This window comes from Micromonospora carbonacea, from assembly GCF_014205165.1.
Classification (GTDB): domain Bacteria; phylum Actinomycetota; class Actinomycetes; order Mycobacteriales; family Micromonosporaceae; genus Micromonospora; species Micromonospora carbonacea.
Genome location: NZ_JACHMZ010000001.1, coordinates 6,958,659 through 6,982,005, shown reverse-complemented (window position 1 = coordinate 6,982,005; position 23,347 = coordinate 6,958,659). Strand labels below are relative to the sequence as shown.

Genomic DNA, 23,347 nt, shown 5'->3' with positions numbered 1-23,347 from the left:
GTCTGCCCGACCGCGAGGCCCCGACCGGCCGGGACCCCGCGCGGCCCGGTCACACCCCCGGGCGTACGACGGGGGCGGGGCCACGGTGGTCCGTGGCCCCGCCCCCGGGGGTCGCTACTTGGCGGCCGGCTTGAGGCAGAGCACCTTCTTCGGCACGTCGCCACGGAGGACGACGTGCGGCTGGGCCGGGTCGGCGCACTTCTCCTTGGCCTCGACCTTGGACACGATCGTGAACGATCCGGCCTCGCCGCAGGTGGCCGCCGTGGCGTTGCCGCCCGACTGCTTGACGCAGGAGCCGACGGCCGGGTCGAACGCCTTCGTGCTGTCGCCGCCCACCTTGCCGAGCAGCATGAGCAGCCCCAGCGGCACCGCGAGGATCAGCACGGCGGCCACCAGCACGGCGGCCAGCACCCGGCCGTTGCGGACCTTCGGCGGCGGAGCCTCGGCCTTCGGCGCGTCCGCCTCCGGCTTGAACGCGTCGAACCGGCCCTGCTCCTCGGGCTCCTGGCCCCAGGCGGGGCCGGACTGCGCCCCCTGCGCCGGGAAGCCGACCTGGGTCGGCTCGCCGTACGGGGCGGGACCGTGGCCGGGCATCGTGCCCTGCACGGCGGTGGCCCCACCCATCGGGCCGCCGAACTGGTCGCCCGGTCGGTCGCCCTCGTGGGGGCGGACGCCGTTGACGGGCCGGTTGCTGGCCGGCGGGTCCACGAAGGACGGCACCCCGGGCGGGAAGGTCGGCGGGGCCGCCGCACCGGCCACCCCGGCCGCCGGGCCGTCACCGAAGCCGTGGGGCTGGCCGGCCTGCCGGTCCGGGGCGTCGAAGCGCTGCCCCGCCTGTGGCCCCCGGTCGTCGAAGCGCTGCGGCGGACCGACGTCGTCGAACCCGCGGTGCTGGTCGCGCCCGTCGAAGCCACGCTGCTGGTCGTGCCCTTCGAACCCGCTCGGGTGGTCGTGTTCGGGGGAGCGCCGCTGCGGGCCCGGCTCGTCGAACCGACCCGGCTCCTCGAAGCGCCCCGGGGCATCATCGAACCGGCCCGGCTCGTCGAACCGGCCCGGGGCATCGTCGAAGCGACCCTGCGGGCCCGGTTCGTCGAACCGCGACGGTGGCGGGTTGTGCTCGGGGCGGAACGGGCTCTCGTCGGCCGGCTCCGGCTCGTCGGCCGGCTCCGGGCGGGCCGGCCGGCCGTACACCCGGGGCTGCGGCGCGGCCGCGCCGCCGGGGTGCAGCGCCTGGTCGGTGGGGGGGACCACCCGGCTGGCCATCGGCACGGAGGCGCTCGCCGAGACGCTGCCCACCGCGCCGGCTCCGACCTCCCCGGCCTCCGCCGGGGGTACGGCGGCCCGGGCGGCCGCCCCGGACTCGGGCGAGACCCGGGGGGCGGGCACGAACGGGGTGCCCTGCGGGTGCGGCTCCTCGGCGCGGCCCCAGCCGGCACCCGAGTCGGGCGCGTACGGCGGCGGGGCGCCCTCCCGACCCGACGGATCGCCGGCCGCCGGAGGTTCGATCGCCGGTGGGAACTGGGCCGGCGGGGCGTAGTCGGCCGGCGGCAGGGCGGCCAGGCTGGCACCGGGCACGCGCTGCTCCTGCGGCGGCAGCGGCACGGCGTTGGCCGGTGAGATCCCCGGCCCGGGGGCGGGCTGGTAGAGCGGACGGTCCTCGGACCGCTCGGGCTCCCAGCCGTTGCCGGCCTGCTGCGGCGGCGCGGCGGTCTCCGCCTCGGTACGCCCCCACGCCTCGCCCGGTGCCCACGGCTCGACATCCGGCATGACCGGCCGGTCGGCACCGGGCCGCTGCGGGCTCTCGCCGGGCGTCGCCCAGGCGGGTGGCCCGTCCGTGCCGACGGTGGCGGTGGCCCGCGCCGGTGGGACGGAGGTCGGCTCGGCCGCCGCCCAGTCGGGAACCTCCGGCCGGTCGTCCTGCCGCTGCGGCACCGCTGCCGCGCCCCACGCGCCGGGCTGCCCCGACTCGTCGGCTGCGGCGGGCCAGGCGTTCGGCTGCGGCTGCTCGTCGGCGTGGACCGCCGTGGCCGCCCACCCACCGGAGCGGGCGGGGTCGTCCTGCGCGGCGGCCCAGTCCGGGGGCGGGGTCGCCTGGCCGGGCACGCGGGCGGCGCCCCGGGCACCGGACTCGGCCTGGCCCCACGGGGCCGGCGGCTGCTGCTCGACCGGCCCGCCGAATCCGGGCTGCCCGGACGCGCCGTCGAACGTGGGTTGCGCGGCCGGGCCGCCGAATCCGGGCTGCCCGGGCGGGGTGGCCTGGCCCGCCTGGCCGGGGGCGTCGGGTTGCTCGGCCCGTGGCCAGCCACCGGAGCGGGCGGGGTCGTCGGCCTGCTGCGGCGTGGTGTTCCAGCCTTCTCCGCTGGCGGGGCCGTCGGCCTGTTGGCCGCCGTTCCAGCCGCCGGAGCGGGCGGGGTCGTCCTGCGCGGCGGCCCAGTCCGGGGGCGGGGTCGCCTGGCCGGGCACGCGGGCGGCTCCCCGGGCGCCGGACTCGGCCTGGCCCCACGGGGCCGGCGGCTGCTCGGCCGCGCCGGCCCAGGCCGGGGCCGACTGCTCGGGCTGCGTGGCCCAGGCCGGCTGGGCCGGCTCGCCGTTCGGCGCGCTCACGGCGGCCCGGCCGGGGCTGGCCGGCTCGTTCTGCTGCCAGCCCGGCCCGGACTGCTCGTTCTGCTCCCAGGAGGGCTGGGTCGTGGCGGCCGGCGGCCCCCAGGCGGCCGGGCGGTTCGGCTCCGGCTGCTGCGCCGGCACCTGGGCGGCACCCCAGGCGGCGGTCGGTGGCTGGTCGCCCGGCGGGGGCGCACCCCAGGCGGCGGTCGGCGGCTGGTCGCCCGGTGCCGCGCCCCAGTGGGGAGTGGCCGGCTGGTCGCCCTGCGGCCCGGCACCCCAGGCGGCCGGCGGCGGTTGCTCGCCGTGGGGAGGCGCGCCCCAGGCGGCGGTCGGCGGCTGGTCGTTCTGGGTCGCCCAGGCGGGGGCGGGCGGGTTCGGCCGGGCCGTGGGGGGCGGGGGCGCCCAGCCCAGGTCGGGGTTGGCGACGCCGTACGGCGCCGGTGCGCCGGTGCCCGGCGACACCTCGTCCGGCTCCTGGCCGGGGTGGTGCGGGCCCTCGGACGTCATCGGTGCGCCTCCTCCATCACATGTCGGCCGCCGATGCCGACGGTGCGTCGGCGTGGGTGCCGGTGTGGCCGGCGGTGCCGGCCGTGGGGACTCCCCGCACCGTATCCGGTGGCCGCCCGCGGCCTCCGGGGAGCACCGGCCGTCACTCCGCGTCGCCGGACGGTGTCGAGCAGCTTCTATCGGCACGACGGGGTCCGGGCGGGCGGTTGACGACCGAGCCCCACCGTACCGGGCGGTGCGGCGAGGCGGAATCCCGGTGTCAATAGGCCCGAAACGCCGACGACCCGCCCGGGCGAACCGGGCGGGTCGTCGAACTGGAGGAGGGTGAGAAAAGTGTGGGGCGTCAGCTCATGTGACGCTGGGCGATGGCGAGAAGCTCCTCGCGGACCGCGGGCGAGTTGGCGGAGCGCAGGGCGTGCTCGATGGCACGGGCCCGGCGGTTGGCGTCGCGGCGGTTGCGGATTCGCTCGATCATGCTCATCTGGGTTCTCCTCCTGGCTATTCGGTTGTCGGCCCCTTGATGACTCAATTGAACCGCATCCAGCCCGGAACTTCCAACGATTAGTAGGTGAGCTGAGACACCTGCCTAAGGATCGTAGGTCAACGGGGCGCTGTGGCGGCATTTTCTTCTTCCAACGGCCACGGCCGGTGTGCCGGGCGTTCACCCGTGGCACACCGGCCGTGGCTGCGGTGTCGTGACCCGTCAGGTCCAGGCGAGCAGCGCCGCCTCCGGGTCGGTCAGGAAGTCCCCGATGTCGCGGAGGAACTTCGAGCCGAGTTCACCGTCGATGATCCGGTGGTCGAAGGAGAGCCCCAGCGTGGTCACCTGGCGTGGGCGGACCTTGCCCTTGTGCACCCAGGGCAGCTCGCGGACCGCGCCGAAGGCCAGGATCGCCGACTCGCCCGGGGGCAGGATCGGCGTGCCGGTGTCCACCCCGAACACCCCGACGTTGGTGATCGTCAGGGTGCCGCCGGACATGTCGGCCGGCGACGTCCGCCCGGCCTTCGCCGTCTGCACCAGGTCGGTCAGCGCGTCCGCCAGCTCACGCAGCGTGAGCCGGCCGGCGTCCTTGACGTTCGGCACGATCAGGCCGCGCTCCGTGGCCGCCGCGATGCCCAGGTTGACGTACTCCTTGACGACGATCTCGTCGCCGGCCCACGTCGAGTTGACCATCGGGTGCCGCCGCACCGCCAGCAGCACCGCCTTGGCGACCAGCAGCAGCGGCGAGACCCGCACGTCGCGCCACTCCCGCCGGCCGCGAAGCCGGTCCAGGGCCTTCATCGCCCGGGTCACGTCGACGGTCAGGAACTCCGTCACGTGCGGCGCGGTGAAGGCCGAGCGGGACATGTTCTCGGCGGTGAGCCGGCGTACCCCCTTGACGGGGATGCGCCGCTCGCGGTCCGCGCCGAACGACGCGGCCGACGTGGCCGGTGCCGCGACCGTCGGCGACCCGGCCGCCGTCGCGGTGCCGCTCGCCGCCCGCTGTACGTCCTCCCGGGTGATCGAGCCCAGCGGCCCCGACCCGGTCAGCGCGCCGAGGTCGACGCCGAGATCCTTGGCGAGCTTGCGCACCGGCGGCTTGGCCAGCACCAGCCCGCCGGGCCGCCCGTTGCCGTTCACGGTCGCCGGTGCCGGTGCCGGGGCGACGGGTGCCGGTGCCGCAGCGCCAGGGGCCGCCGCCGGGGCGGACGCGGCCGGAGCGGTGGCGGGCCGCTCCGGCGGCGCGCCCTTGCGCGGGCGGCGCTTGGCCGGCGCGTTGCGCGGGCCGTAGCCGACCAGCACGGCGGTGCGCCCGCCCGGCGCCACGCCGCCGATCAGGCCCGGCTCGACCATGCCCTCCGCGGGCGCGATCTCGACGGCGGCGAGGGAGGCCGCCGACGGGGCCGGCAGGTCGGCGGACGGCGCGCCCGTCGTCGACGCCTCGATCGGGCCCGCGCCCGGGTCGGTGTCGATCGCGATGATCGGGGTGCCGACCTCGACCGTGCTGCCCTCCGGGTGGAAGATCGACCGCACCTGACCGGCCCACTTGGCGGGGATCTCGACGGCCGCCTTCGCCGTCTCCACCTCCACGATCGGCTGGTTCAGCTCGATCGTGTCGCCCTCGGAGACCAGCCAGGCGAGGATCTCGCCCTCGGTCAGTCCCTCGCCCAGGTCGGGCAGGTTGAACTCCTTGATCCGCGACACCCCGCTCACCACCCGAAGGCGCGGTCGACGGCGTCGAGCACCCGGTCGAGGTCCGGCAGGTACTCCTCCTCCACCCGGGACGCCGGGTAGGGGGTGTCGAAGCCGGTCACCCGCAGCACCGGGGCCTCCAGGGAGTAGAAGCACTCCTCGGTGACCCGGGCGGCGATCTCCGCGCCCAGGCCCAGGTTGCCGGGGGCCTCGTGCACCACCACGCACCGGCCGGTGCGCCGCACCGACTCGTAGACGGCGGTCAGGTCCAGCGGGGAGAGCGTGCGCAGGTCGACGACCTCCAGCTCCCGGCCGTCCTCGGCCGCGGCGGCCGCCGCGTCCAGGCAGGTCCGCACCATCGGCCCGTACGCCAGGACGGTGGCGTCCGTCCCGGCCCGCGCCACCCGGGCCGAGTGCAGCGGGTACGCCGCCGACAGCGGGGCCTCCAGGTCGACCGGGCCCTTCTCCCAGTAGCGCCGCTTCGGCTCCAGGAAGACGATCGGGTCGTCCGAGGCGACCGCCTGCTGGATCATCCAGTAGGCGTCCTGGGGGTTGGCGCAGGTCACGACCTTCAGGCCGGCGGTGTGCGCGAAGTACGCCTCCGGCGACTCCGAGTGGTGCTCGACCGCGCCGATGCCGCCCCCGTACGGGATCCGGATGACCATCGGGATGCGGACCTTGCCCTGCGAGCGGTAGTGCATCTTCGCCACCTGCGACACGATCTGGTCGTACGCGGGGTAGACGAAGCCGTCGAACTGGATCTCGCAGACCGGGCGGAAGCCGCGGATGGCCAGGCCGACGGCGGTGCCGATGATGCCGGACTCGGCCAGCGGGGTGTCGATCACCCGCTGGTCGCCGAAGTCCTTCTGGAGGCCGTCGGTGATCCGGAACACGCCGCCGAGCTTGCCGACGTCCTCGCCCATGATGACGACCTTCTGGTCGTGCTCCAGGGCCCGGCGCAGGCCGGCGTTGAGGGCCTTGCCGAGGGTGAGCGTCTCCGTGGCCATCAGTGGGCGCTCCCTTCGAACGACTCCAGGTAGCGGCTGAACTGCGCCCGCTGCTCGTCGAGCTCCGGGGACCCGTGCGGGTAGACGTGGTCGAACATCGTCACCGGCTCGGGGTCGGGCATGGCGAGCACCCGCTCGCGCAGGTGCACCGACTCGGCGCGGGCCTGCTCGTCGACCTCGGCGAAGAACGCCCCGTCGGCGATCTTCTGCTTCTCCAGGAACGCCTTCATCCGGGCGATCGGGTCCTTGGCCTGCCAGGCCTCGACCTCGCTGGCGATCCGGTAGCGGGTCGGATCGTCGGAGGTGGTGTGCGCCCCCATCCGGTAGGTGTACGCCTCGATCAGGCTCGGGCCCTGGCCGTGCCGCGCGTTGTCCAGCGCGTGCCGGGTCACCGCGTACGAGGCGAGGACGTCGTTGCCGTCCACCCGTACGCCGGGGAAGCCGAAGCCGCGCGCCCGCTGGTAGAGCGGGACGCGGGTCTGCCGCTCCAGGGGCTCGGAGATGGCGTACTGGTTGTTCTGGCAGAAGAACACCAGCGGGGCGTTGAAGACGCTGGCCCAGACGAACGCCTCGTTCACGTCGCCCTGGCTGGTCGCGCCGTCGCCGAAGTAGGCGATCACCGCCTCGCCGTCGTCGCCGCCGGTCTTGCCGTCCATGTGGACGCCCATCGCGTACCCGGTCGCGTGCAGGGTCTGCGCCCCGATCACGATCGTGTACATGTTGAACTTGAACTCGTTCGGGTCCCAGCCGCCCTGGTCGACGCCCCGGAACAGGCCGAGCGGCATGATCGGGTCGATGCCCCGGCAATAGAGCACGCCGTGCTCGCGGTAGGTCGGGAAGGCCATGTCCTGCCGGCGCAGCGCCCGCCCGGAGCCGACCTGCGCCGCCTCCTGGCCGAGCAGGCTGGCCCACAGCCCCAGCTCGCCCTGCCGTTGCAGGGCGGTGGCCTCGGCGTCGAGCTTGCGGACCAGCACGAGGTCGCGGTAGAGCCCGCGGTACTCCTCGTCGGTGAAGTCGGCGCGGTACTCCGTGCCGTCCGGCCCGAACGCGCTCTCGATGCGCTCTCCGGCGGGCGTGAGCAGCTGCACGAGTTCCGGGTCGCCGCCAGCCGTCGCGGCCGTTCGCTTGGCACGGGGTGCGGCTCGCCGGCCGCGGGTGGTGGTGACCCCGGGGTCGCCCTTTGCCATCCGTCTCTCCCTGTCGTGGTCTGCGCCGGCACCGGGGGTGACCCGCTCCGCGCAGTGCGTGCACCCGCCCGGCTGGTGCCGGGCTGGTTCCTGGCGGCCGCGCCTAGCCCCGGTGAGGGTTGCCGCGCGGCGTGAGCCGGATTCCGTGCGAACCCGGTTCGGGAGCGCCGGCGTCGTACCGCGCCTGCCGCAGGGTGCGCGGAGGTCGCGGCTGCGTTGCCGTCGTGCCACAAATCATGGCAGAGGAGGTGAGCGCGCCCACAGTACGCCCGCCCCGGATTCCGGGGGCTGTCGGGTTTGTGGCTGGTGGGGCCCGCTGTCCGGGGAGGACCGTGAGTCGCCGGGGCGGGCCGGACAATTTGTCTGTCGACACGCGGTGGCTCCTGGTGAACTGGCCGTCACTGAGTCAAGCTGATGGAGCCGGCGGGCGTTTCATGGGTTTATGCCCGTTTTGGCCCTTGGTGGGTCACCGGCCTGCATCGATGACCGACGACGGACGAGGAGTGCGCGTGTCCCAGCCAGGCGAGGGTCCCACCGTGCCGCTGCTCGGCCGGCACCGTGCGGCCGGGGGCGGCTACCGTCGGGTCGTGGGAGCCCACCGCGCCCCCGGCTTCGGCGGCCCCGGGCGCGGATACCTCTTCACGGTCGCCCTGCTCGCCGGCACCGCCTCGATGCCGATCCTCGCCGCCATCAGCACCGGGTCGGCCACGGTGGGCAGCACCGCCCTCCCCGACAGCAGCACCCCGTTCATCCCCACGCGCTCGGTCGGGCCGGTGATCGTGCCGGCGACCGGCCCACCCGCGGTCGCCCCTGCCACCCCGAAGGGCCCGGTGGCGACGCCGCAGACCGGGCTGCCGGGCCCGGGTCTCCCGCCGCCCGCGCCCGCGCCGATCGTGCCGGCCGCTCCCGACCGGTCGGACCCCGAGGCGGTCCACCGCCCGCCGCCGCTGCGGGTGCCGACCCTGCCCCCGCCGCCGACGGTCACCCCCAGCCCCACCCCGACGCCGCGCCCCTCCCCGGCGCCGGCCCCGAGCGGGGAACCGACCCCGCCGACCGGGTCGACCCCGCCGGCCGGGCCGACGGCGACCCTCTCCGCCTCGGCCCAGGTGCCGGAACCATCGTCGGGCACCGAGCCGACCGCGAGCGCGGACCCCACGGTCGGCCCCGACCCGACAGCCGGCCCCGGCCCGACGGCGACCGGGGAACCCGCCCCGGACCCCGGGCCGACGACGGGTGGCGAACCCGCCCCGGCCGCGTTCAGGGCGGTGCCCGGCCCGCCCCCGCAGCGTCGTCCGACGGCCGCCGCGCCCGGCCGCCGCCCCAGCCCGGCTCCGCAGGCTCCGGCGGTCCCGCCCCGGCCCACCGCCACCGGCTCTTCCGGGCCTGCCGTGGGCGACGCGCTCCCGCCCGCCGCCCGGTGAGGCCCGTCACCGCCGGCGGGCCCGGCACTCGTCAGGATCACGCTCGATCCGGGAAGCAGTGGCCTCGTGGCGCGACCGATGCCACTGCTTCGTGGATCGAGCGTGACCATGGCCCGGCCTCCCGGCCGAGAACGCAGGCCGGCAGGCGGCCGAGGCCGCACGGCGGCGGGCGGCGGCCGAGGCCGCACGGCGGGGAGCGACAGGGCTGAGCGGACCGGATCGCCCCCCGGCGGGACAGGAGCGCCTCCACGTCACGCCCGGCCCGGGGCTGCGCGTCGCCCGCCTGGTCACCGAGCTGACCGCGCCCGCCGTCCTGGTGACCATGCTGACCATGCTGGTCGGCTGGTTCGGCGGCGACGGCGGCGCGCACGGGCTGGCCTGGGGGCTGCTCGCCACCGTCTTCGCCAGCGGGATCCCGTTCGCGTACATCGTCGGCGGGGTACGCCGTGGGCGGCTCACCGACCACCACGTCGGCGTACGCGAACAGCGCCGGACGCCGCTGCTGTTCGGGCTCGCCTCGGCGGCGGCCGGCTGGGTCCTGCTGGCCGCGTTCGGCGCGCCCCGCCCGCTGCTGGCGCTGGTGGCGGCCGGCGTCGTGGGGCTCGTGGTGGCGGTGACCGTCAGCCACTGGTGGAAGATGTCGATCCACACGGCGGTGGCCGCCGGCGCGGTGGTGGTGCTGGTGCTCACCTTCGGCCCCCCGCTGGTGGCCGCCGCGCCGGTGCCGGTGCTGGCCGGCTGGTCCCGGGTGCGGCTGCGGGCCCACACCCTGGCGCAGGTGCTGGTGGGCGGGACCGTCGGCGGGCTGGTGGCCGGAGCCGTCTACGGCGCGCTGGCCTGACCACCCCCCGCGCGGCCCTGGCCGGGCCCCCGACCGGGGCCGGGCCCGGCCAGGGCGCTGCGACCGGGGCCGGGCCGCCTCGGGTCAGGCCCCGTCGGTCCCGGGCGGTGTCGGGTCAGGCCCCGTCGGTCCCGGGGCGCGTCGGGTCAGGCCCCGTCGTCGGCGAGCCGGTGCCGGTTCGCCTCGATCCAGGCGTCGAGGGCGGCCGGGTCGTCCGGGTCCACCCCGTCGGCCATCAGCTGAGCGACCGCCGCCGTGGCGGGGCTGCGGCGCTCACCGGTGGAGTAGAGCCGGGCGAACTCGGGGATCATCTCCTCGACCGCCGTGTCGGTGCGCTCCGCCGCCGCCTGCGGCAGCCCCTTGCGCCGGGCCGCGTACGCCGCCCAGCCGCGCAGCACCCGGGGCAGCATCGCGGCGTCGTCCATGTCGAGCACGGCCCGCCGGTGCACCCAGTCGAGCAGGAACAGCTCGGCGACCGTGGGGCTCCAGCGCAGCGCGTCGGCGTCGGGGAAGCTCGCCGCGTGGTCGAGCAGCAGGCTGAGGCAGAAGTGCAGCGAGGCCAGCCCCGCGTCGTCGGACGGGTCGAGGTCGTAGCGGGCGGCCTCGGGCGAGGCGAGGAACGCCCGGACCAGCTCCGTGCGCTGGTCGCCGGAGAGGGGCTCGGCGTCCCGGGTGGACCCGGGGGCCGGCGGGGGCAGCAACGCCAGCCGGGCACCGGCAAGCGCCCGGTCGGTGGCGAGGGACCCCTCGGCGGGCAGCTCGCCCAGGTCGTCGGTGACGGCCAGGTGCCGGCCGACCTCGCCGTGCATCCGGGCCGGGTCCTCCTCCCGGAACCACGTCAGCTCGTCGCCGTCGACCATCTCCCGGACCTGCTCGACGATGCGTCCCGCAGGGCCGCCCACGAAGACGTCCTTGGTGATGCCGATGTTGTGGTCGACCAGGGCCACCAGCGCGTGCTCGGGGCCGCCGGCCGCGTCGTCGTAGGCGAACGTGGCGAGGTAGGAGGTCTGGTCGCCGTACACGTCGCCGTAGCTCCAGGTGCCGGTGAGGCGCACCCGCCCGAGGTGCGCGGCCCAGGCCGGGGCCTGGGTGCCGGGGTTGACCTTCGCCGCGCCCTCGGCGTCGGGCACCAGGGCGGCGAAGACGGAGCGGATGGTCCTCGCCGCGGCCGTGCGGCGGCGGGAGGTGGCGGCGAGGAAGCCCGTGACGAACTCCCGGACGGCCGTTTCCCGGTCGGTCTCCGCGACCGAGTAGACGCTGCCGAGCAGCGCCGCGCCGAGCATCTCGGCATCGAGGGCGGTGTCGAGCCTGGTCACGTCGCGTGCGGCGTGCAGCACCGCGTCGTAGGGGGTCTGAGGCGTGGCCATGCGTCGACCCTACGCCCGCCGACGGTCCCCGAACAGCGAAGAAAGACGCCGGTCGTCAGCGGCCGGCGGCGTCGCGCAACGCCTGCCACGCCTGCCCGTGACGGGCCAGCACCGCCCGCACCGGCTCCACCACGTGCTCCTGCCCGACCGCGCCGACGGCGAGGGCGAGCCGCTTCTCGGCCCGGCCGCGCGCCCGGCGGGCCGCCCACCGCACCACGGGCCTGGTCGAGGCCGCCACCAGCAGCCCGGCGAGCAGGCCGCCGAGCAGCAGCACGGTGGGCAGCGGCACCTCGCCGACGCGGGGATCGTCCAGGGCGGGCAGGCCGAGGGCGCGCAGCGCGTAGCCGAGCGCGAGCCAGCCGAGGCCGGCCACGGCCGCGAGGGTGACCAGCCACTGCACCCCGCCGACGATCCGCCACCAGGCGGGCCGCCGGTCCAGCCCGAGGTCGGTCTGCGCCACCGCGCGGTCCAGGGCGTCCGGCAGGTCGCCGAGCCGGGACCGGGCGGCGGTGGTCACGGCGGTCGCCCACGCGTCGGGCAGGTCGGCCCCGGCGCGGTCGGCCACCGCCCGCACGGCCAGGCCCAGCGCCGAGCGCTGTGCGGCGGTCGGATCGGGTACGGAGGTCGCGGCGACCAGGCTCTCCGCCGGGTCGCCGGCGTCGCCGCCGCCGGTCGGGCCGGGCAGGTGCAGCCGGCGCAGCGGGTCGGGGCGCAGCCGCCGCCAGCCGCGCACCAGCGGCCAGCCGGTGCTCGCGGCGGCCCGGTGCCGGTAGGCGCCCTCGACCGCCTCGGCCACCGCCGGCACCCCGGCCGCCCCGGCCAGCGCCCGGTTCAGCCCCGAGGCGGGCCCGGCGTCCGGCACGGCGGCCGGGGGCTCGGCGGCGACCAGCTCCGCCAGCCCGGCGACGACCGTGTCCACGTCGCCGGCAAGGCGGAGCAGGGCGGCCTGCCGCTCGGCGACCGTGCGCTCCAGCGTCGCCCGCAGCTCGGTGATCCCGCCCGGGTCGACGGCGGTGGTGGCCAGCAGCGGCACCCCGTCCAGGCCGTCGGCGTCGAGCAGCCGGCGCAGGTCGGCCAGGACGCGGGGCAGCTCGGCCGGGGGCAGCCGGTCGGCCTGGTTCAGCACGACCAGCGTCACGTCCCGGTGCCGGTGGAACTCGCGCAGGTAGCTGGAGTGGACGACCCGGTCGGCGTACTTCTGCGGGTCGACGACCCAGATCACCAGGTCGACCAGGCCGAGCAGCCGGTCGACCTCCAGCCGGTGCGACCGCTGCACCGAGTCGAAGTCGGGCAGGTCGAGCAGGACCAGCCCGTGCAGGGCCGACTCGTCGTCGCCGTCGAGCGCGCTCTCCCGGACGAACCGGTGCCGGGGCAGCACGCCGGTCCAGTCGAGCAGCCGGGTCGCGCCGTCGAGCGGGCCCCAGACGCAGGCGTGGGCCACGCCGGTGGTGGGGCGGCGCACCCCGACGGGGGACAACTCGAACCGGGCGAGCGCGTTGAACAGGCTCGACTTGCCGCTGCCGGTGGCGCCGGCGAGGGCGACGACGGTGTGGTCGCGGGAGAGCGAGAGTCGGGTGCCGGCGCGCTCGACGAGGGTGTGCGCGGGCACGAGCTGGGTGTCGGGGAGCTGGCCGTCGGCCGCTTCGAGGAACCGCCGGACGGCGGCGAGGCGGGCGATCAGCGCGTCCGGGTCGACCCGCTGGCCGCCGCGCAGCGCCTCGCGTACGCGGCCGACGATGTTCGGGCTCACCGCGCCCCACCCTCCGGGGCCAGGGCCGGGGGCAGGGCGGCCGCGCCGGCCGCCGCGAGGCCGCTGCGGTGCCGGGCCTGCTCCACCCGCTCGGCCGCCGCCCGCAGGGCGTCCCCCGCGTCCGCCGCCGGCCGGGCCGTCGCCGTGCGGGACAGGAACCGGGTGGCCTCGGCGTCGAGCAGCTCGCGGACCCGCGCCAGCAGGTCGCCCCGGGCCTTCGCGGCCAGCGTACGCACGGCCTGGTCGCCGAAGATCGCCTGGAGCACGGCCTGCCCGGCGACCGTCGTGCCGGCCCCCGTGGCGACCTCCAGCCCGGTCGGGATGAACGCGGTCGAGGCGAACACGGCGATCATCACGGCGAGCCCGGTGGCGTTGACCGCGTACGCGGCGGTGCGGGCGACGAACCGCCGGTCGGCGCCCTCGGACCGGACCAGCTCCAGCACCCCACGTTGCCAGTCGCGGACCAGCCGTTCGGCGCGGTCGGGGAAGTCGGCGCCCGGATGGGCCAGCGGCGGTTCGAGCAGGGCCGCCCCGGCGGGGTGCGCCCGCCACCCGGTGTAGGTGTTCTCGGCCGCCTCGGCGGCGACCCCGCGCAGCAGCGTGACGAGCTGCGACTCGATGGCGTCGCGCAGCTCGGTGGCGGGGGCGGGCCGGCCGGTCACCGCCGCCAGGAGCCGGTCGCGCAACCGGCCGATCCGGGCCTCCAGGGTGCGGAAGAACTCGCCGGTGCCGACGAACTCCTGCCACCGGGCGAGCACCTCGCCGCGCAGCAGCCGGCCGTCGCGCAGCCCCTGCTCCACGGTGCGCTCGGCCCCCTGGTAGGCGGCGGTGACCCGGTCGTCGAGGGCGTCGGCGGCGTCCCCCTGCTCGTCGGCGGCGTCGGCCAGACCCACGACAGCCGGGACGAGCGCGGCGAGCGCGCCGTCGAGGGTCTGCCGGACGACGGCGGCGCGTGCCCCGGCGTCGGCGGCGAGCCGGGAGAACCAGCCGCCCAGCGGGTCGGTGACCTTGTCGGGCAGCAGGCCCTGGCCGTCGACCCAGGTCTCCGGGAGGACGAACAGGGGCGCCGCGCCGAGGCCCTGTTCGGCGAGCATCTCGGCCAGGTGGGCGGCCACCTCGTCGGTGGCCTCCGCCGGCACCCGGTCGAGCACCATGGCGATCACCACCCCCCGGGCCCGGGCCGTGTGCAGCAGCTCCCAGGGCACCGCGTCGGCGTAGCGGGCGGCGGTGGTGACGAAGAGCCAGAGGTCGGCGGCGGCGAGGAGCTGGCCGGCGAGCGCGCGGTTGGCGTCGACCACGGAGTCGATGTCGGGGGCGTCGAGGAAGGCCAGCCCGGCGGGGAGCGCCGGGGCGGTGACGAGCTGGAGGGTGCCCGGGTCCTCGCTCGGCTCGTTGGTGCGGGTGAGGCCGGGCAGCAGCTCGCCCTGGCGGAACCAGCCGGAGTCGGCGGGGTTGCAGACGAGCACCGGCGAGCGGGTGGTCGGCCGGAGCACCCCGGCGGCGCTGACCCGGGCCTGGACGAGGCTGTTGACCAGTGTCGACTTGCCGGCCCCGGTGGAGCCGCCGACGACCACGAGCAGTGGCGCGTCGAGCCGGGCGAGCCGGGGCAGGAGATAGTCGTCGAGCTGCGCGGTGAGGCTCGCGCCGAGCTGTCGGGCGGCCTCGGCCGAGGGCAGGGCGAGCGGGAACCGGGCCGCGCCGATCGCGGCCCGCAGGGCGGTGAGCGCGGCGGGCAGGCCGTCCGCGGAAGGGCCGGACGGGTCCTCCCCGGCATCCCCCGTGCCGGTACGGGCGGCGACGGCGGGCGAACCGGGATCGATGGCGGGCTCGCCGTGCGTCGTCACCGCTAAAGCGTGCCCGACCGACGCAAGGTAAGACAACCGGGCTCCCCCGAACGCGAGGTTGCGTCGGGTCGGCTCAACTCGACTTGACGATCGCCGTACGCGTGGCACTATTGAGTCAAGTTCACTCAACTTGTGGCGAGCGAGCGACGGGAGAGCCCCCGTCACCTGCTCCGACGCGAGAAGCCTCCAACGTAAGAAGCGAGGAAGCGAAGATGGCACGTGCGGTCGGTATCGACCTCGGCACGACGAACTCCTGCGTCAGCGTTCTCGAGGGCGGTGAGCCCACCGTCATCGCGAACGCTGAGGGCTCGCGGACGACCCCGTCGATCGTCGCGTTCGCCCGCAACGGGGAGGTCCTCGTCGGCGAGGTCGCCAAGCGCCAGGCGGTGACGAACCCGGACCGGACCATCCGGTCGGTCAAGCGGGAGATCGGCACCAACTGGACCGTCGACATCGACGGCAAGAAGTACACCCCGCAGGAGATCTCGGCCCGGACGCTGATGAAGCTCAAGCGGGACGCCGAGGCGTACCTGGGCGAGCAGATCACCGACGCGGTGATCACCGTCCCGGCCTACTTCAACGACGGCCAGCGTCAGGCCACCAAGGAGGCCGGCGAGATCGCCGGCTTCAACGTGCTGCGGATCGTGAACGAGCCGACCGCGGCGGCCCTGGCGTACGGGCTGGACAAGGGCTCCAAGGAGCAGACCGTCCTGGTCTTCGACCTCGGCGGCGGCACCTTCGACGTGTCGCTGCTGGAGCTGGCCGAGGGCGTCGTCGAGGTCAAGTCGACCAGCGGCGACAACCAGCTCGGCGGCGACGACTGGGACCAGCGGATCATCGACCACCTGGTGAAGACCTTCCGGGGCGAGCACGGCATCGACCTGGCCCAGGACAAGATGGCCCTCCAGCGGCTGCGCGAGGCGGCCGAGAAGGCCAAGATCGAGCTGTCGGCGGCCACCACCACCAACATCAACCTGCCGTACATCACGGCCGGCTCCGCCGGCCCGCTGCACCTGGACGTGACGCTCAGCCGCGCCGAGTTCCAGCGGATGACGCAGGACCTGCTGGACCGCTGCAAGGGCCCGTTCGAGCAGGCCGTCAAGGACGCCGGGATCAAGGTCGCCGACGTCGACCACGTCATCCTCGTCGGCGGCTCCACCCGGATGCCGGCCGTCACCGACCTGGTCAAGCAGCTCACCGGCAAGGAGCCCAACAAGGGCGTCAACCCCGACGAGGTCGTCGCCGTCGGCGCCGCCCTCCAGGCCGGCGTGCTCAAGGGCGAGGTCAAGGACGTCCTGCTGCTCGACGTGACCCCGCTGAGCCTGGGCATCGAGACCAAGGGCGGCATCTTCACCAAGCTCATCGAGCGCAACACCACCATCCCGACCAAGCGCTCCGAGGTCTTCACCACGGCCGACGACAACCAGCCGTCGGTGCTGATCCAGGTGTTCCAGGGCGAGCGGGAGATCGCGGCCTACAACAAGAAGCTCGGCACCTTCGAGCTGACCGGCCTCCCGCCCGCGCCGCGCGGCGTGCCCCAGATCGAGGTCACGTTCGACATCGACGCCAACGGCATCGTGAACGTGCACGCGAAGGACCTGGGCACCGGCAAGGAGCAGAAGATGACGATCACCGGCGGCTCCTCGCTGCCGAAGGACGACATCGAGCGGATGCGCCGCGACGCCGAGGAGCACGCCGAGGACGACAAGCGTCGCCGCGAGGAGGCGGAGACCCGCAACCTCGCCGAGGCGCTCCAGTGGCAGACCGAGAAGTTCCTCGCCGAGAGCGGCGACAAGCTGCCGGGCGAGAACCGGGAGCAGCTCAACGAGGCGCTCGGCGAGCTGCGCGGCGCGCTCGGCGGCCAGGACATCGACAAGATCAAGGCGGCCCACGAGAAGCTCGCGCAGGTCTCCCAGCAGGCCGGCTCGCTGCTCTACGCGTCGCAGCAGGCCGAGCAGGGCGAGCAGCCGGGGGCGGCCGGCCCGGGCGCCGGCGCGACCGGCGGCGCGAAGGCCGGCGGCGCCGACGACGTGGTCGACGCGGAGATCGTGGACGAGGACAAGAAGTGACGATGCGCCTCGGACACGTATCGACGGCCAAGGGATGAGGTAACCGCATGACGGAGAAGCCACGAGCCGCCGACCCGGTGGAGTCCGGGTCGACGCCGGGTGGCTCCGCGACCGCCGGCCAGTCCGCCGGTGAGCAGCCGCGGGTCGTCATCCGTGACAATCGCAAGATCAGCAAGTCCGAGGTGCCCGCCGCGGCCGACGCCGGGGCCGACACCCCGGCGGAGGGCCTGGTCGAGGACGCCGAGATCGTGGTCGACGAGATCGAGATCGAGGCCGCGTCGGTCGACGGGCCGCCCGTCGTCGACGCCCCGGCCCAGCCCGTCGAGGGCGGCGCGCCGCCCGCCGCGGCACCGCTCGGCGCCGAGCTGGAGGCGCTGCGGGCCGAGCTGGACGAGCGGACCCGGGACCTGCAACGGGTGACGGCGGAGTACGCCAACTATCGCAAGCGGGTCGACCGGGACCGCAGCCTCGTCCAGGAGCAGGCGACCGGCTCGGTGCTCGCCGCGCTGCTGCCGATCCTCGACGACCTGGACCGCGCCCGCGAGCACGGCGACCTGGTGGGCCCGTTCGGCACCGTCGCCGAGCAGCTCACCACCGCGCTGGGCAAGTTCGGCCTGTCGGCGTTCGGCGAGCAGGGCGACCCGTTCGACCCGACCCGGCACGAGGCGGTGGCCCACCAGACGTCCGCCGACGTGACCGAGCCGACCTGCGTGCAGGTCATGCGCCGGGGCTACCAGCTCGGCGAGCGGCTGCTGCGGCCGGCCATGGTCGCGGTCGCCGACCCGGAGTAGTGCCGACCCGTGTCGTCCCGTCCGCCCGCACCGGGCGGGCGGGACGTCCGGGGTACGTCCCGTGGAAGGGGGTGGACCGGTGAGTACTAAGGACTGGATCGAGAAGGACTACTACGCCACGCTGGGCGTGCAGAAGTCCGCCTCCTCGGACGAGATCAAGAAGTCGTACCGGAAACTGGCCCGGGAGTCGCACCCGGACCACAACCCGGGCGACACCGGGGCCGAGGAGCGGTTCAAGGCCGTCTCCGAGGCGTACGCGGTGCTCGGCGACGAGGCCAAGCGCCGCGAGTACGACGAGATGCGCTCGCTGTTCGGCTCCGGCCAGTTCCGGCGCAACGCCCGGGGCGCGGGCGGCCCCGGCGGGCAGCCGTTCGACGTGTCCGACCTGTTCGGCGGCGCGGCGGGCGGCGGTGACCGGCGCTTCGGCGGGGCCGGCTTCCAGGACCTGTTCAGCTCGATCTTCTCCGGCGGCGGCGGTGCCGGCGGCCCGGCCCGCCCGCGCGGCCCGGCGAAGGGCCGGGACATCGAGACCGAGGTGGCGCTCGACTTCGGCGACGCGGTACGCGGGGTCACCCTCCCGCTGACCCTGCGCGCGCCCGGGGTCTGCGACACGTGCTCCGGCAGCGGGGCGAAGCCGGGCACCTCGCCGGTGACCTGCCAGGTCTGCCACGGCGCCGGGGTGACCAATCGCAACCAGGGTTCGTTCAGCTTCTCCGAGCCGTGCCGCAACTGTCAGGGCGTGGGGACGGTCGTCGAGGAGAAGTGCCCGGAGTGCCACGGCACCGGCGGGGTCACCAAGACCCGCACGCTGAACGTCCGCTTCCCCGCCGGGGTGGCCGACGGCCAGCGGATCCGGCTGAACGGGCGCGGCGAGCCGGGCGAGCGCGGCGGCCCGGCCGGCGACCTGTACGTGCACGTCAAGGTGCGGCCGGACGAGCTGTTCGGGCGCACCGGGGACGACCTGACCCTGACCGTGCCGATCACCTTCCCGGAGGCCGTGCTCGGCACGGACCTGCGGGTGCCCACGCTCGACGGCACGGTGACCCTGCGGGTCCCGCCGGGCACGCCGAGCGGCCGGGTGCTGCGCGCCCGGGGCAAGGGCGTCGTGCGCCGCGACGGAAAGGCCGGTGACCTGCTGGTCACCCTCGACGTGGTGGTGCCGGCCGGGGTGTCCGACGAGGCGCGGGCGGCGCTGGAGGCGTTCGCCGAGCAGACCCCGCCGGCCGCCCGGGAACATCTCGACGCCCGGGTGCGTCGGTTCAGTTGAGCCTGCTGGAGTGTGTGCGGAGGTGAGCGGGGATGGCGGGAGAGCACGTCGGCTCGGGTGACCCTGCCTACGAGGCCAAGGTGCTGATGATCTCGGTCGCGGCGCGGATGGCGGGGATGCACCCCCAGACCCTGCGCCAGTACGACCGGCTCGGCCTGGTGCAGGCCGGCCGGGCGGCCGGTGGCGGGCGTCGTTACAGCGTCCGGGACGTGGTGCTGCTGCGCGAGGTGCAGCGGCTCAGCCAGGACGAGGGGGTCAACCTCGCCGGCGTCAAGCGGATCATCGGGCTGGAACGCCTGCTGGAGCAGGCCCAGCAGCGGATCGCGCGGCTGGAGGCCGAGCTGGACGCCGCGTACCGGCGGGTGGCGGAGCTGGAGTCCCTCGCCCGGTTCCCGGGCAGCGACCTGGTGCCGACCAACCGCACCTCCACCGCCCTGGTGGTCTGGCGTCCCCGGCGCGACCGCTGACCCGCCGCTCGCCCCGCCGGAGCACCGACGGCCCGGTCCGCTTCCCGGAACCCCGGCGCGGGCCGGGCCGGCTCCACTAACCTGCGAATCAGGCCGGCCCGCGCGATCCGGGCCCACCGCGCTGGCGAGGGGGAGCCATGTCGGAACAGGCCAAGAAGGTGGCGCAGCAGGCGGAGGAGCGGCTCGACCGGGTCGCCAGGTCCGCCCGACAGCAGTTCGACAAGATCACCGAGGGGCGGTTCACCGACAAGGTCCGGGAGGGCCGGTTCGCCGAGCGGGGCGACGGTGCCGACCGGGATCGGGGCGAGGGGCGCGGCGGCTCGGCCGCCTGAGGCGGCCCCGGCGTCAGCCGATCCGGCGGTTCTCGCGGACCAGGCCGCCCTCGCACCAGTCCCGGTAGACGAACAGGTGCGGGCGGGCCAGCAGCACGCGGCTGTTGTGCGCCCACGTCCGCATCATCTCGTCGCCGGTCCGCTCCGACTGCTCGACCAGCTTGCGGAAGCGGCGCTTCGGGTGGGCGCGGAAGTTCGTCCGGATGCCGTCTGCGGCGTAGATGTAGAGGCAGTGCAGCGCGAACCGGCGGGCCGGGCAGGCCGGGTCCATGGCCAGCTCGAAGAGGGTCTGCACCAGGTGGTCCCCGGAGACCAGCAGGTCCCAGTCCGGCGGCATCGACGTCAACGGCACCGAGTCGGGGTGGTACGCCCACGCCCGCAACTCCGCCGGGGACGGGTCGACGGGGTTGGCGAAGCCGTGGAACGTCGAGTCCTGCACGCTCACCGGCCAACCTTCCGCTCGCGCCCGGGGCGACCGACCGGCCACCCACGGACCCTTGCTGCTGGGGCGAAACGGTAACCCGCTGCGCCGACCAGGGGGAAGGGGCTCCCAGCACAATTCGGCATCCGATGGACGCGGGGCGGGGCCGACCGTACGGCCGACCCCGCCCCGGCGGACGGAACTGAGTGACTGCTCAGTCGGTGGTGACCAGCGGCTCGGCGCGCTGGGTGACGGCCCGCTGCCGCAGCCACAGCTTGAACCAGGCGAAGTCGGGCAGCCGTGCCAGCATCGGCCCGGTCACCACAGTGATCAGCACGTACGCGGTGGCCAGCGCCGCCAGCTTCGGCTCGACGCTGCCGGCGGCCACGGCGAGCCCGGCGATGACGATGGAGAACTCGCCGCGCGGCACTAGGGCCAGCCCGGCCCGCCACCGGCCGGGTTCCTTGATCCCCACCCGCCGGGCGGCCAGGTATCCGGTCAGCGTCTTCGTCCCCATCGTCACCACGGCCAGCGCGAGCGCCGGCAGCAGCACGGGCGGGATGTCCCGGGGGTCGGTGACCAGGCCGAAGAAGACGAAGAACACCGCGGCGAACAGGTCCCGCAGCGGGGAGAGCATCTCGGTGGCGTGGTGCGCCACCGGGCCGGACAGGGCGATGCCGACGAGGAACGCGCCGACCGCCGCCGACACCTGGAGCTTCGCCGCGACGCCCGCGACCAGCAGGGTGAGCCCGAGCACGCCGAGCAGCAGCGCCTCCGGGTCCTTCGCCGACATGGCGGAGGAGATCAGGTGGCCGTACCGGATCGCCACCACGAGCACCAGCATGACGGTGCCGACGGCGACGCCCAGCGCGATGCCGCCGCCGAGCAGGCCGGTGCCGGCCAGCACGGCGGTGAGCAACGGCAGGTAGAGCGCCATCGCCAGGTCCTCGATGACCAGCACCGACAGCACCACCGGCGTCTCCCGGTTACCGAGCCGGCCCAGGTCGGCCAGCACCTTGGCGATCACGCCGGAGGAGGAGACCCAGGTGATGCCGGCCAGCACGATCGCGGCCACCCAGTCCCAGCCGAGCAGGAAGGCGAAGGCCGCGCCGGGCAGCGCGTTGAACACCCCGTCGATCAGGCCGGCTGGCGCCGCCGAGCGCAGGTTGCCGACGAGTTCGCCCGCCGAGTATTCCAGGCCGAGCATGACCAGCAGCAGGATCACGCCGATCTCCGCCCCGACGGCGAAGAACTCCTCGCTGGCGGTCAACGGCAGCACGCCGCCGTGGCCGAAGACGAGCCCGGCGAGCAGGTAGAGGGGAATGGGGGAGAGGCCGATCCGCCGCCCGAGCCGCCCCAGCAGCCCGAGCAGGAACAGCAGCGCACCGACCTCGATGAGCAATATCGTGGTTTCCTCGTGCATCCGCGCCTCAGCCGTCCGGGTCGCTGTCGGCGAGGATGGCGGTCACGCCGTCGAGCCCCTTGCGGGTGCCGACCACGACCACCACGTCACCGGCGTCGAATCGGAAGGCCGGGTCGGGCGAGACGATCACCTCGCCCTGGCGCAGCACCGCGACGATCGAGGCGCTGGTCCGGGTGCGGGCCTTCGTGTCGCCGAGCCGCCTGTTGACGTACTTGGAACTGGCCGGGATGGCGATCTGCTCGGTGAGCAGCCCGGCGGCCTGCTCGCGCAGCCCGGAGAGCTGGCCGAGCATCAGCGACGCGCCCAGGATGTCCGCCAGCGCCTCCGCCTCGTCGTCTGTCAGCGGTATGTCGTGCTGGCAGGAATCGGGATCATCGGGGTCGTAGAGGACAAGGTCGCGGCGGCCATTGCGGTGGGAAACCACACCAAGCCGGCGTCCGGATTCCGTCAACAGGTCGTGACGCATTCCGATCCCGGGTAGGGCAGTCTGTTCGACACGTACTCGCACGGCGTCAGGCTACCGGTTGGGGGGTAGGCCGATGACTCGTCGGTTCGGCCGCAGAACGGTCGCGCTGCTGCTAGCGCCCCTGCTGACCGGCTGCTCGATCGGCGATGTCCGTCGCCCGCCGCCGGACCGCGCCGCCCCGTCGCCCCGGCCGCCCGCGACCGCACCGACGCCGTCGCCCCCGGCCCCCGAGGTCGAGTTGCGCGAGGTCCGGGTCCCGGTCGGCAAGGGGTACGACCTTCCGTACGTCGAGTTCGTCACCGCCGAGCAGGCGTACGCCCTCTTCTCCGGCTGCCCGGCGCGGGACTGCCCGGCGGTGCTCTACGCCACGGTCGACGGCGGCCGGTCCTGGCGGCGGCTCACCCACCCCCGCCCGGTCGCCGAGCACCAGCAGCTCTACGCCGCCCCGGGGATGCTGATGCTGACCGCCGAGCCGCACGGCTGGTTCACCTCCACCGACGGCGGGCGCACCTTCGCGCACACCACCGGAGAGCAGGAGCCCGTCGCCTGGCGCGCCGCCCAGGGTCGGTTCCAGATCGACGAGGCCACCGGCCGGGTGGTCCGCTGGGCGGGGCTGCGGGCGACGCCCCTGCCCGCCCAGCCGCCCGTGCGGCCCCTGCACGGCGTCGTCGAGGCCCGTGGCCTGCTGGTGGTGGCCGGCGTCGACGGCGGCAGGCCGTACGCGGCGGTCTCGACGGACCGGGGACGCACCTGGCAGCCGACCTCGGTGCCCGCGCCCGGCGGCGAGGTCGGGGTGCTGCGGCCGGTGGTCGGGCCGGACGGCGAGGCACGCCTGGTCGGCTGGCCGCCGGACCGGACGGGTTTCCCGGCGCTCTGGCGGTACCTGGGCCGGTGGGTGCCGGTGTTCGCCACAGGGCATCCCGCGCGGGCGGATTCCGTGGTCCCGCTGACCACTGGCCGCTTCGCCGTCAACGGTCCGGACGGCGCGGGCGTGGTGGCCGACGGCCGGTACGACCGGCTCGACTGGCCGGTCGCCCCCAAGCACTACCTGACCCTGCTGGCCGACGGCACGCTGGTGGGCCGCGCCCCCGACGAGGTGCTGCTGGCCGCCGGGCCGGTCGGCAATCGTCGCTGGGTGCGCGTGGTGCTGGACCCGGCCTGAGCGGGCGTGCCGCGCGCCTGCGGGCCGGGCGGTCCGTGCCGCACCGCCACCTCGCCCGAGGCCAGGATGGGAGTCGTTTCCGCGCCTAGGGAGCTGAGTCGTTCGTGCTGTCAGGCCCGCTGCCAGGCCGCCCTCGATGCGGGAACGAGTGCGGTCGCACCCGACCAGGTGCCGCCCCGCCGCCCCGACCGCACCAGGATGGAAGTGACTCAGGTCACACTGGCAAGGTTGAGCGGAATAGGCTCAAC

Annotated in this window: 19 protein-coding genes; 8 read left to right on the top strand and 11 right to left on the bottom strand. The window is 75.4% G+C overall.

Annotated elements, in window-relative coordinates:
• Positions 1–114 precede the first annotated feature (114 nt).
• The 5 genes from HDA31_RS29340 to pdhA all read right to left on the bottom strand — a co-directional run bounded on the left by HDA31_RS29340 (position 115) and on the right by pdhA (position 7,478).
• Positions 115–3,111 carry a hypothetical protein gene (locus HDA31_RS29340; RefSeq protein ID WP_184871983.1) on the bottom strand — a complete coding sequence of 999 codons (2,997 nt, stop codon included), beginning with the start codon at positions 3,109–3,111 and terminating at the stop codon, positions 115–117.
• A gap of 343 nt (positions 3,112–3,454) precedes the next feature.
• Entirely contained in the window at positions 3,455–3,592 is a 138-nt protein-coding gene (locus tag HDA31_RS29335) for a hypothetical protein (protein WP_165823299.1), read from the bottom strand.
• A gap of 222 nt (positions 3,593–3,814) precedes the next feature.
• A complete protein-coding gene (locus HDA31_RS29330) occupies positions 3,815–5,305 on the bottom strand; it encodes a dihydrolipoamide acetyltransferase family protein (RefSeq protein WP_178062784.1) in 1,491 nt (496 codons plus the stop codon).
• A complete protein-coding gene (locus HDA31_RS29325; protein ID WP_091282661.1) occupies positions 5,302–6,291 on the bottom strand; it encodes an alpha-ketoacid dehydrogenase subunit beta in 990 nt (329 codons plus the stop codon). The genes HDA31_RS29330 and HDA31_RS29325 overlap by 4 nt, the downstream gene beginning before the upstream one ends.
• A complete protein-coding gene (gene pdhA / locus HDA31_RS29320) occupies positions 6,291–7,478 on the bottom strand; it encodes a pyruvate dehydrogenase (acetyl-transferring) E1 component subunit alpha (protein WP_178062785.1) in 1,188 nt (395 codons plus the stop codon). Before pdhA ends, HDA31_RS29325 begins: the two co-directional genes overlap by 1 nt.
• Positions 7,479–7,987: 509 nt before the next feature.
• On the opposite strand from pdhA, the gene HDA31_RS29315 reads away from it, so the two are divergent.
• Together HDA31_RS29315 and HDA31_RS29310 are read left to right on the top strand one after the other, a co-directional pair.
• On the top strand, positions 7,988–8,899 hold the full coding sequence (locus HDA31_RS29315) for a hypothetical protein (protein ID WP_178062786.1): 912 nt from the start codon (positions 7,988–7,990) through the stop codon (positions 8,897–8,899).
• A gap of 322 nt (positions 8,900–9,221) precedes the next feature.
• Positions 9,222–9,740: a phosphatase PAP2 family protein gene (locus HDA31_RS29310; protein WP_246384633.1), complete on the top strand. Its 519-nt coding sequence runs from the start codon at positions 9,222–9,224 to the stop codon at positions 9,738–9,740.
• A gap of 146 nt (positions 9,741–9,886) precedes the next feature.
• Here the strand turns inward: HDA31_RS29310 and HDA31_RS29305 are convergent, their stop codons facing one another.
• From HDA31_RS29305 to HDA31_RS29295, 3 genes are read right to left on the bottom strand one after another with little or no spacing between them, the layout of a single operon-like run.
• Positions 9,887–11,107, bottom strand: a complete 1,221-nt coding sequence (locus HDA31_RS29305; protein WP_074475642.1) for a hypothetical protein — start codon at positions 11,105–11,107, stop codon at positions 9,887–9,889.
• 55 nt (positions 11,108–11,162) lie between these two features.
• Positions 11,163–12,857: a GTPase gene (locus HDA31_RS29300; protein WP_246384251.1), complete on the bottom strand. Its 1,695-nt coding sequence runs from the start codon at positions 12,855–12,857 to the stop codon at positions 11,163–11,165.
• Complete coding sequence (locus HDA31_RS29295) at positions 12,854–14,701, bottom strand: GTPase domain-containing protein (RefSeq protein WP_178062787.1); 1,848 nt, start codon at positions 14,699–14,701, stop codon at positions 12,854–12,856. The genes HDA31_RS29300 and HDA31_RS29295 overlap by 4 nt, the downstream gene beginning before the upstream one ends.
• A gap of 212 nt (positions 14,702–14,913) precedes the next feature.
• Between HDA31_RS29295 and dnaK the strand changes: the two genes are divergently transcribed.
• From dnaK to HDA31_RS29270, 5 genes are all read left to right on the top strand, one after another.
• Entirely contained in the window at positions 14,914–16,770 is a 1,857-nt protein-coding gene (dnaK, locus tag HDA31_RS29290; RefSeq protein WP_074475639.1) for a molecular chaperone DnaK, read from the top strand.
• Positions 16,771–16,817: 47 nt separating this feature from the next.
• Positions 16,818–17,561: a nucleotide exchange factor GrpE gene (gene grpE / locus HDA31_RS29285; protein ID WP_178062788.1), complete on the top strand. Its 744-nt coding sequence runs from the start codon at positions 16,818–16,820 to the stop codon at positions 17,559–17,561.
• A gap of 79 nt (positions 17,562–17,640) precedes the next feature.
• Positions 17,641–18,828 carry a molecular chaperone DnaJ gene (dnaJ, locus tag HDA31_RS29280; protein WP_178062789.1) on the top strand — a complete coding sequence of 396 codons (1,188 nt, stop codon included), beginning with the start codon at positions 17,641–17,643 and terminating at the stop codon, positions 18,826–18,828.
• Positions 18,829–18,860: 32 nt separating this feature from the next.
• Entirely contained in the window at positions 18,861–19,295 is a 435-nt protein-coding gene (locus HDA31_RS29275; protein ID WP_043961133.1) for a heat shock protein transcriptional repressor HspR, read from the top strand.
• A gap of 137 nt (positions 19,296–19,432) precedes the next feature.
• A complete protein-coding gene (locus HDA31_RS29270) occupies positions 19,433–19,627 on the top strand; it encodes a hypothetical protein (RefSeq protein WP_178062790.1) in 195 nt (64 codons plus the stop codon).
• A 13-nt stretch (positions 19,628–19,640) separates the two neighbouring features.
• Here HDA31_RS29270 and HDA31_RS29265 read toward each other — a convergent pair whose 3' ends face one another.
• From HDA31_RS29265 to HDA31_RS29255, 3 genes are all read right to left on the bottom strand, one after another.
• Entirely contained in the window at positions 19,641–20,072 is a 432-nt protein-coding gene (locus HDA31_RS29265) for a hypothetical protein (protein ID WP_074475634.1), read from the bottom strand.
• 190 nt (positions 20,073–20,262) lie between these two features.
• Positions 20,263–21,471: a cation:proton antiporter gene (locus HDA31_RS29260; RefSeq protein ID WP_178062791.1), complete on the bottom strand. Its 1,209-nt coding sequence runs from the start codon at positions 21,469–21,471 to the stop codon at positions 20,263–20,265.
• Between the two features lie 7 nt (positions 21,472–21,478).
• The gene (locus tag HDA31_RS29255; protein WP_178062792.1) at positions 21,479–21,979 is read right to left on the bottom strand and encodes a cation:proton antiporter regulatory subunit; all 501 of its coding nucleotides are present in this window, start codon (positions 21,977–21,979) and stop codon (positions 21,479–21,481) included.
• A gap of 31 nt (positions 21,980–22,010) precedes the next feature.
• Between HDA31_RS29255 and HDA31_RS29250 the strand changes: the two genes are divergently transcribed.
• Complete coding sequence (locus HDA31_RS29250; RefSeq protein ID WP_178062793.1) at positions 22,011–23,099, top strand: beta propeller repeat protein; 1,089 nt, start codon at positions 22,011–22,013, stop codon at positions 23,097–23,099.
• Positions 23,100–23,347 lie beyond the last annotated feature (248 nt).

What these genes read in the sequence shown, in the direction of transcription:
- HDA31_RS29340 (WP_184871983.1), bottom strand. Translation starts at nt 3,111, where the DNA reads ATGACGTCCGAGGGCCCGCACCACCCCGGCCAGGAGCCGGACGAGGTG.
- HDA31_RS29335 (WP_165823299.1), bottom strand. Translation starts at nt 3,592, where the DNA reads ATGAGCATGATCGAGCGAATCCGCAACCGCCGCGACGCCAACCGCCGG.
- HDA31_RS29325 (WP_091282661.1), bottom strand. Translation starts at nt 6,291, where the DNA reads ATGGCCACGGAGACGCTCACCCTCGGCAAGGCCCTCAACGCCGGCCTG.
- pdhA (WP_178062785.1), bottom strand. Translation starts at nt 7,478, where the DNA reads ATGGCAAAGGGCGACCCCGGGGTCACCACCACCCGCGGCCGGCGAGCC.
- HDA31_RS29310 (WP_246384633.1), top strand. Translation starts at nt 9,222, where the DNA reads ATGCTGACCATGCTGGTCGGCTGGTTCGGCGGCGACGGCGGCGCGCAC.
- HDA31_RS29305 (WP_074475642.1), bottom strand. Translation starts at nt 11,107, where the DNA reads ATGGCCACGCCTCAGACCCCCTACGACGCGGTGCTGCACGCCGCACGC.
- dnaK (WP_074475639.1), top strand. Translation starts at nt 14,914, where the DNA reads ATGGCACGTGCGGTCGGTATCGACCTCGGCACGACGAACTCCTGCGTC.
- grpE (WP_178062788.1), top strand. Translation starts at nt 16,818, where the DNA reads ATGACGGAGAAGCCACGAGCCGCCGACCCGGTGGAGTCCGGGTCGACG.
- HDA31_RS29275 (WP_043961133.1), top strand. Translation starts at nt 18,861, where the DNA reads ATGGCGGGAGAGCACGTCGGCTCGGGTGACCCTGCCTACGAGGCCAAG.
- HDA31_RS29270 (WP_178062790.1), top strand. Translation starts at nt 19,433, where the DNA reads ATGTCGGAACAGGCCAAGAAGGTGGCGCAGCAGGCGGAGGAGCGGCTC.
- HDA31_RS29260 (WP_178062791.1), bottom strand. Translation starts at nt 21,471, where the DNA reads ATGCACGAGGAAACCACGATATTGCTCATCGAGGTCGGTGCGCTGCTG.
- HDA31_RS29250 (WP_178062793.1), top strand. Translation starts at nt 22,011, where the DNA reads ATGACTCGTCGGTTCGGCCGCAGAACGGTCGCGCTGCTGCTAGCGCCC.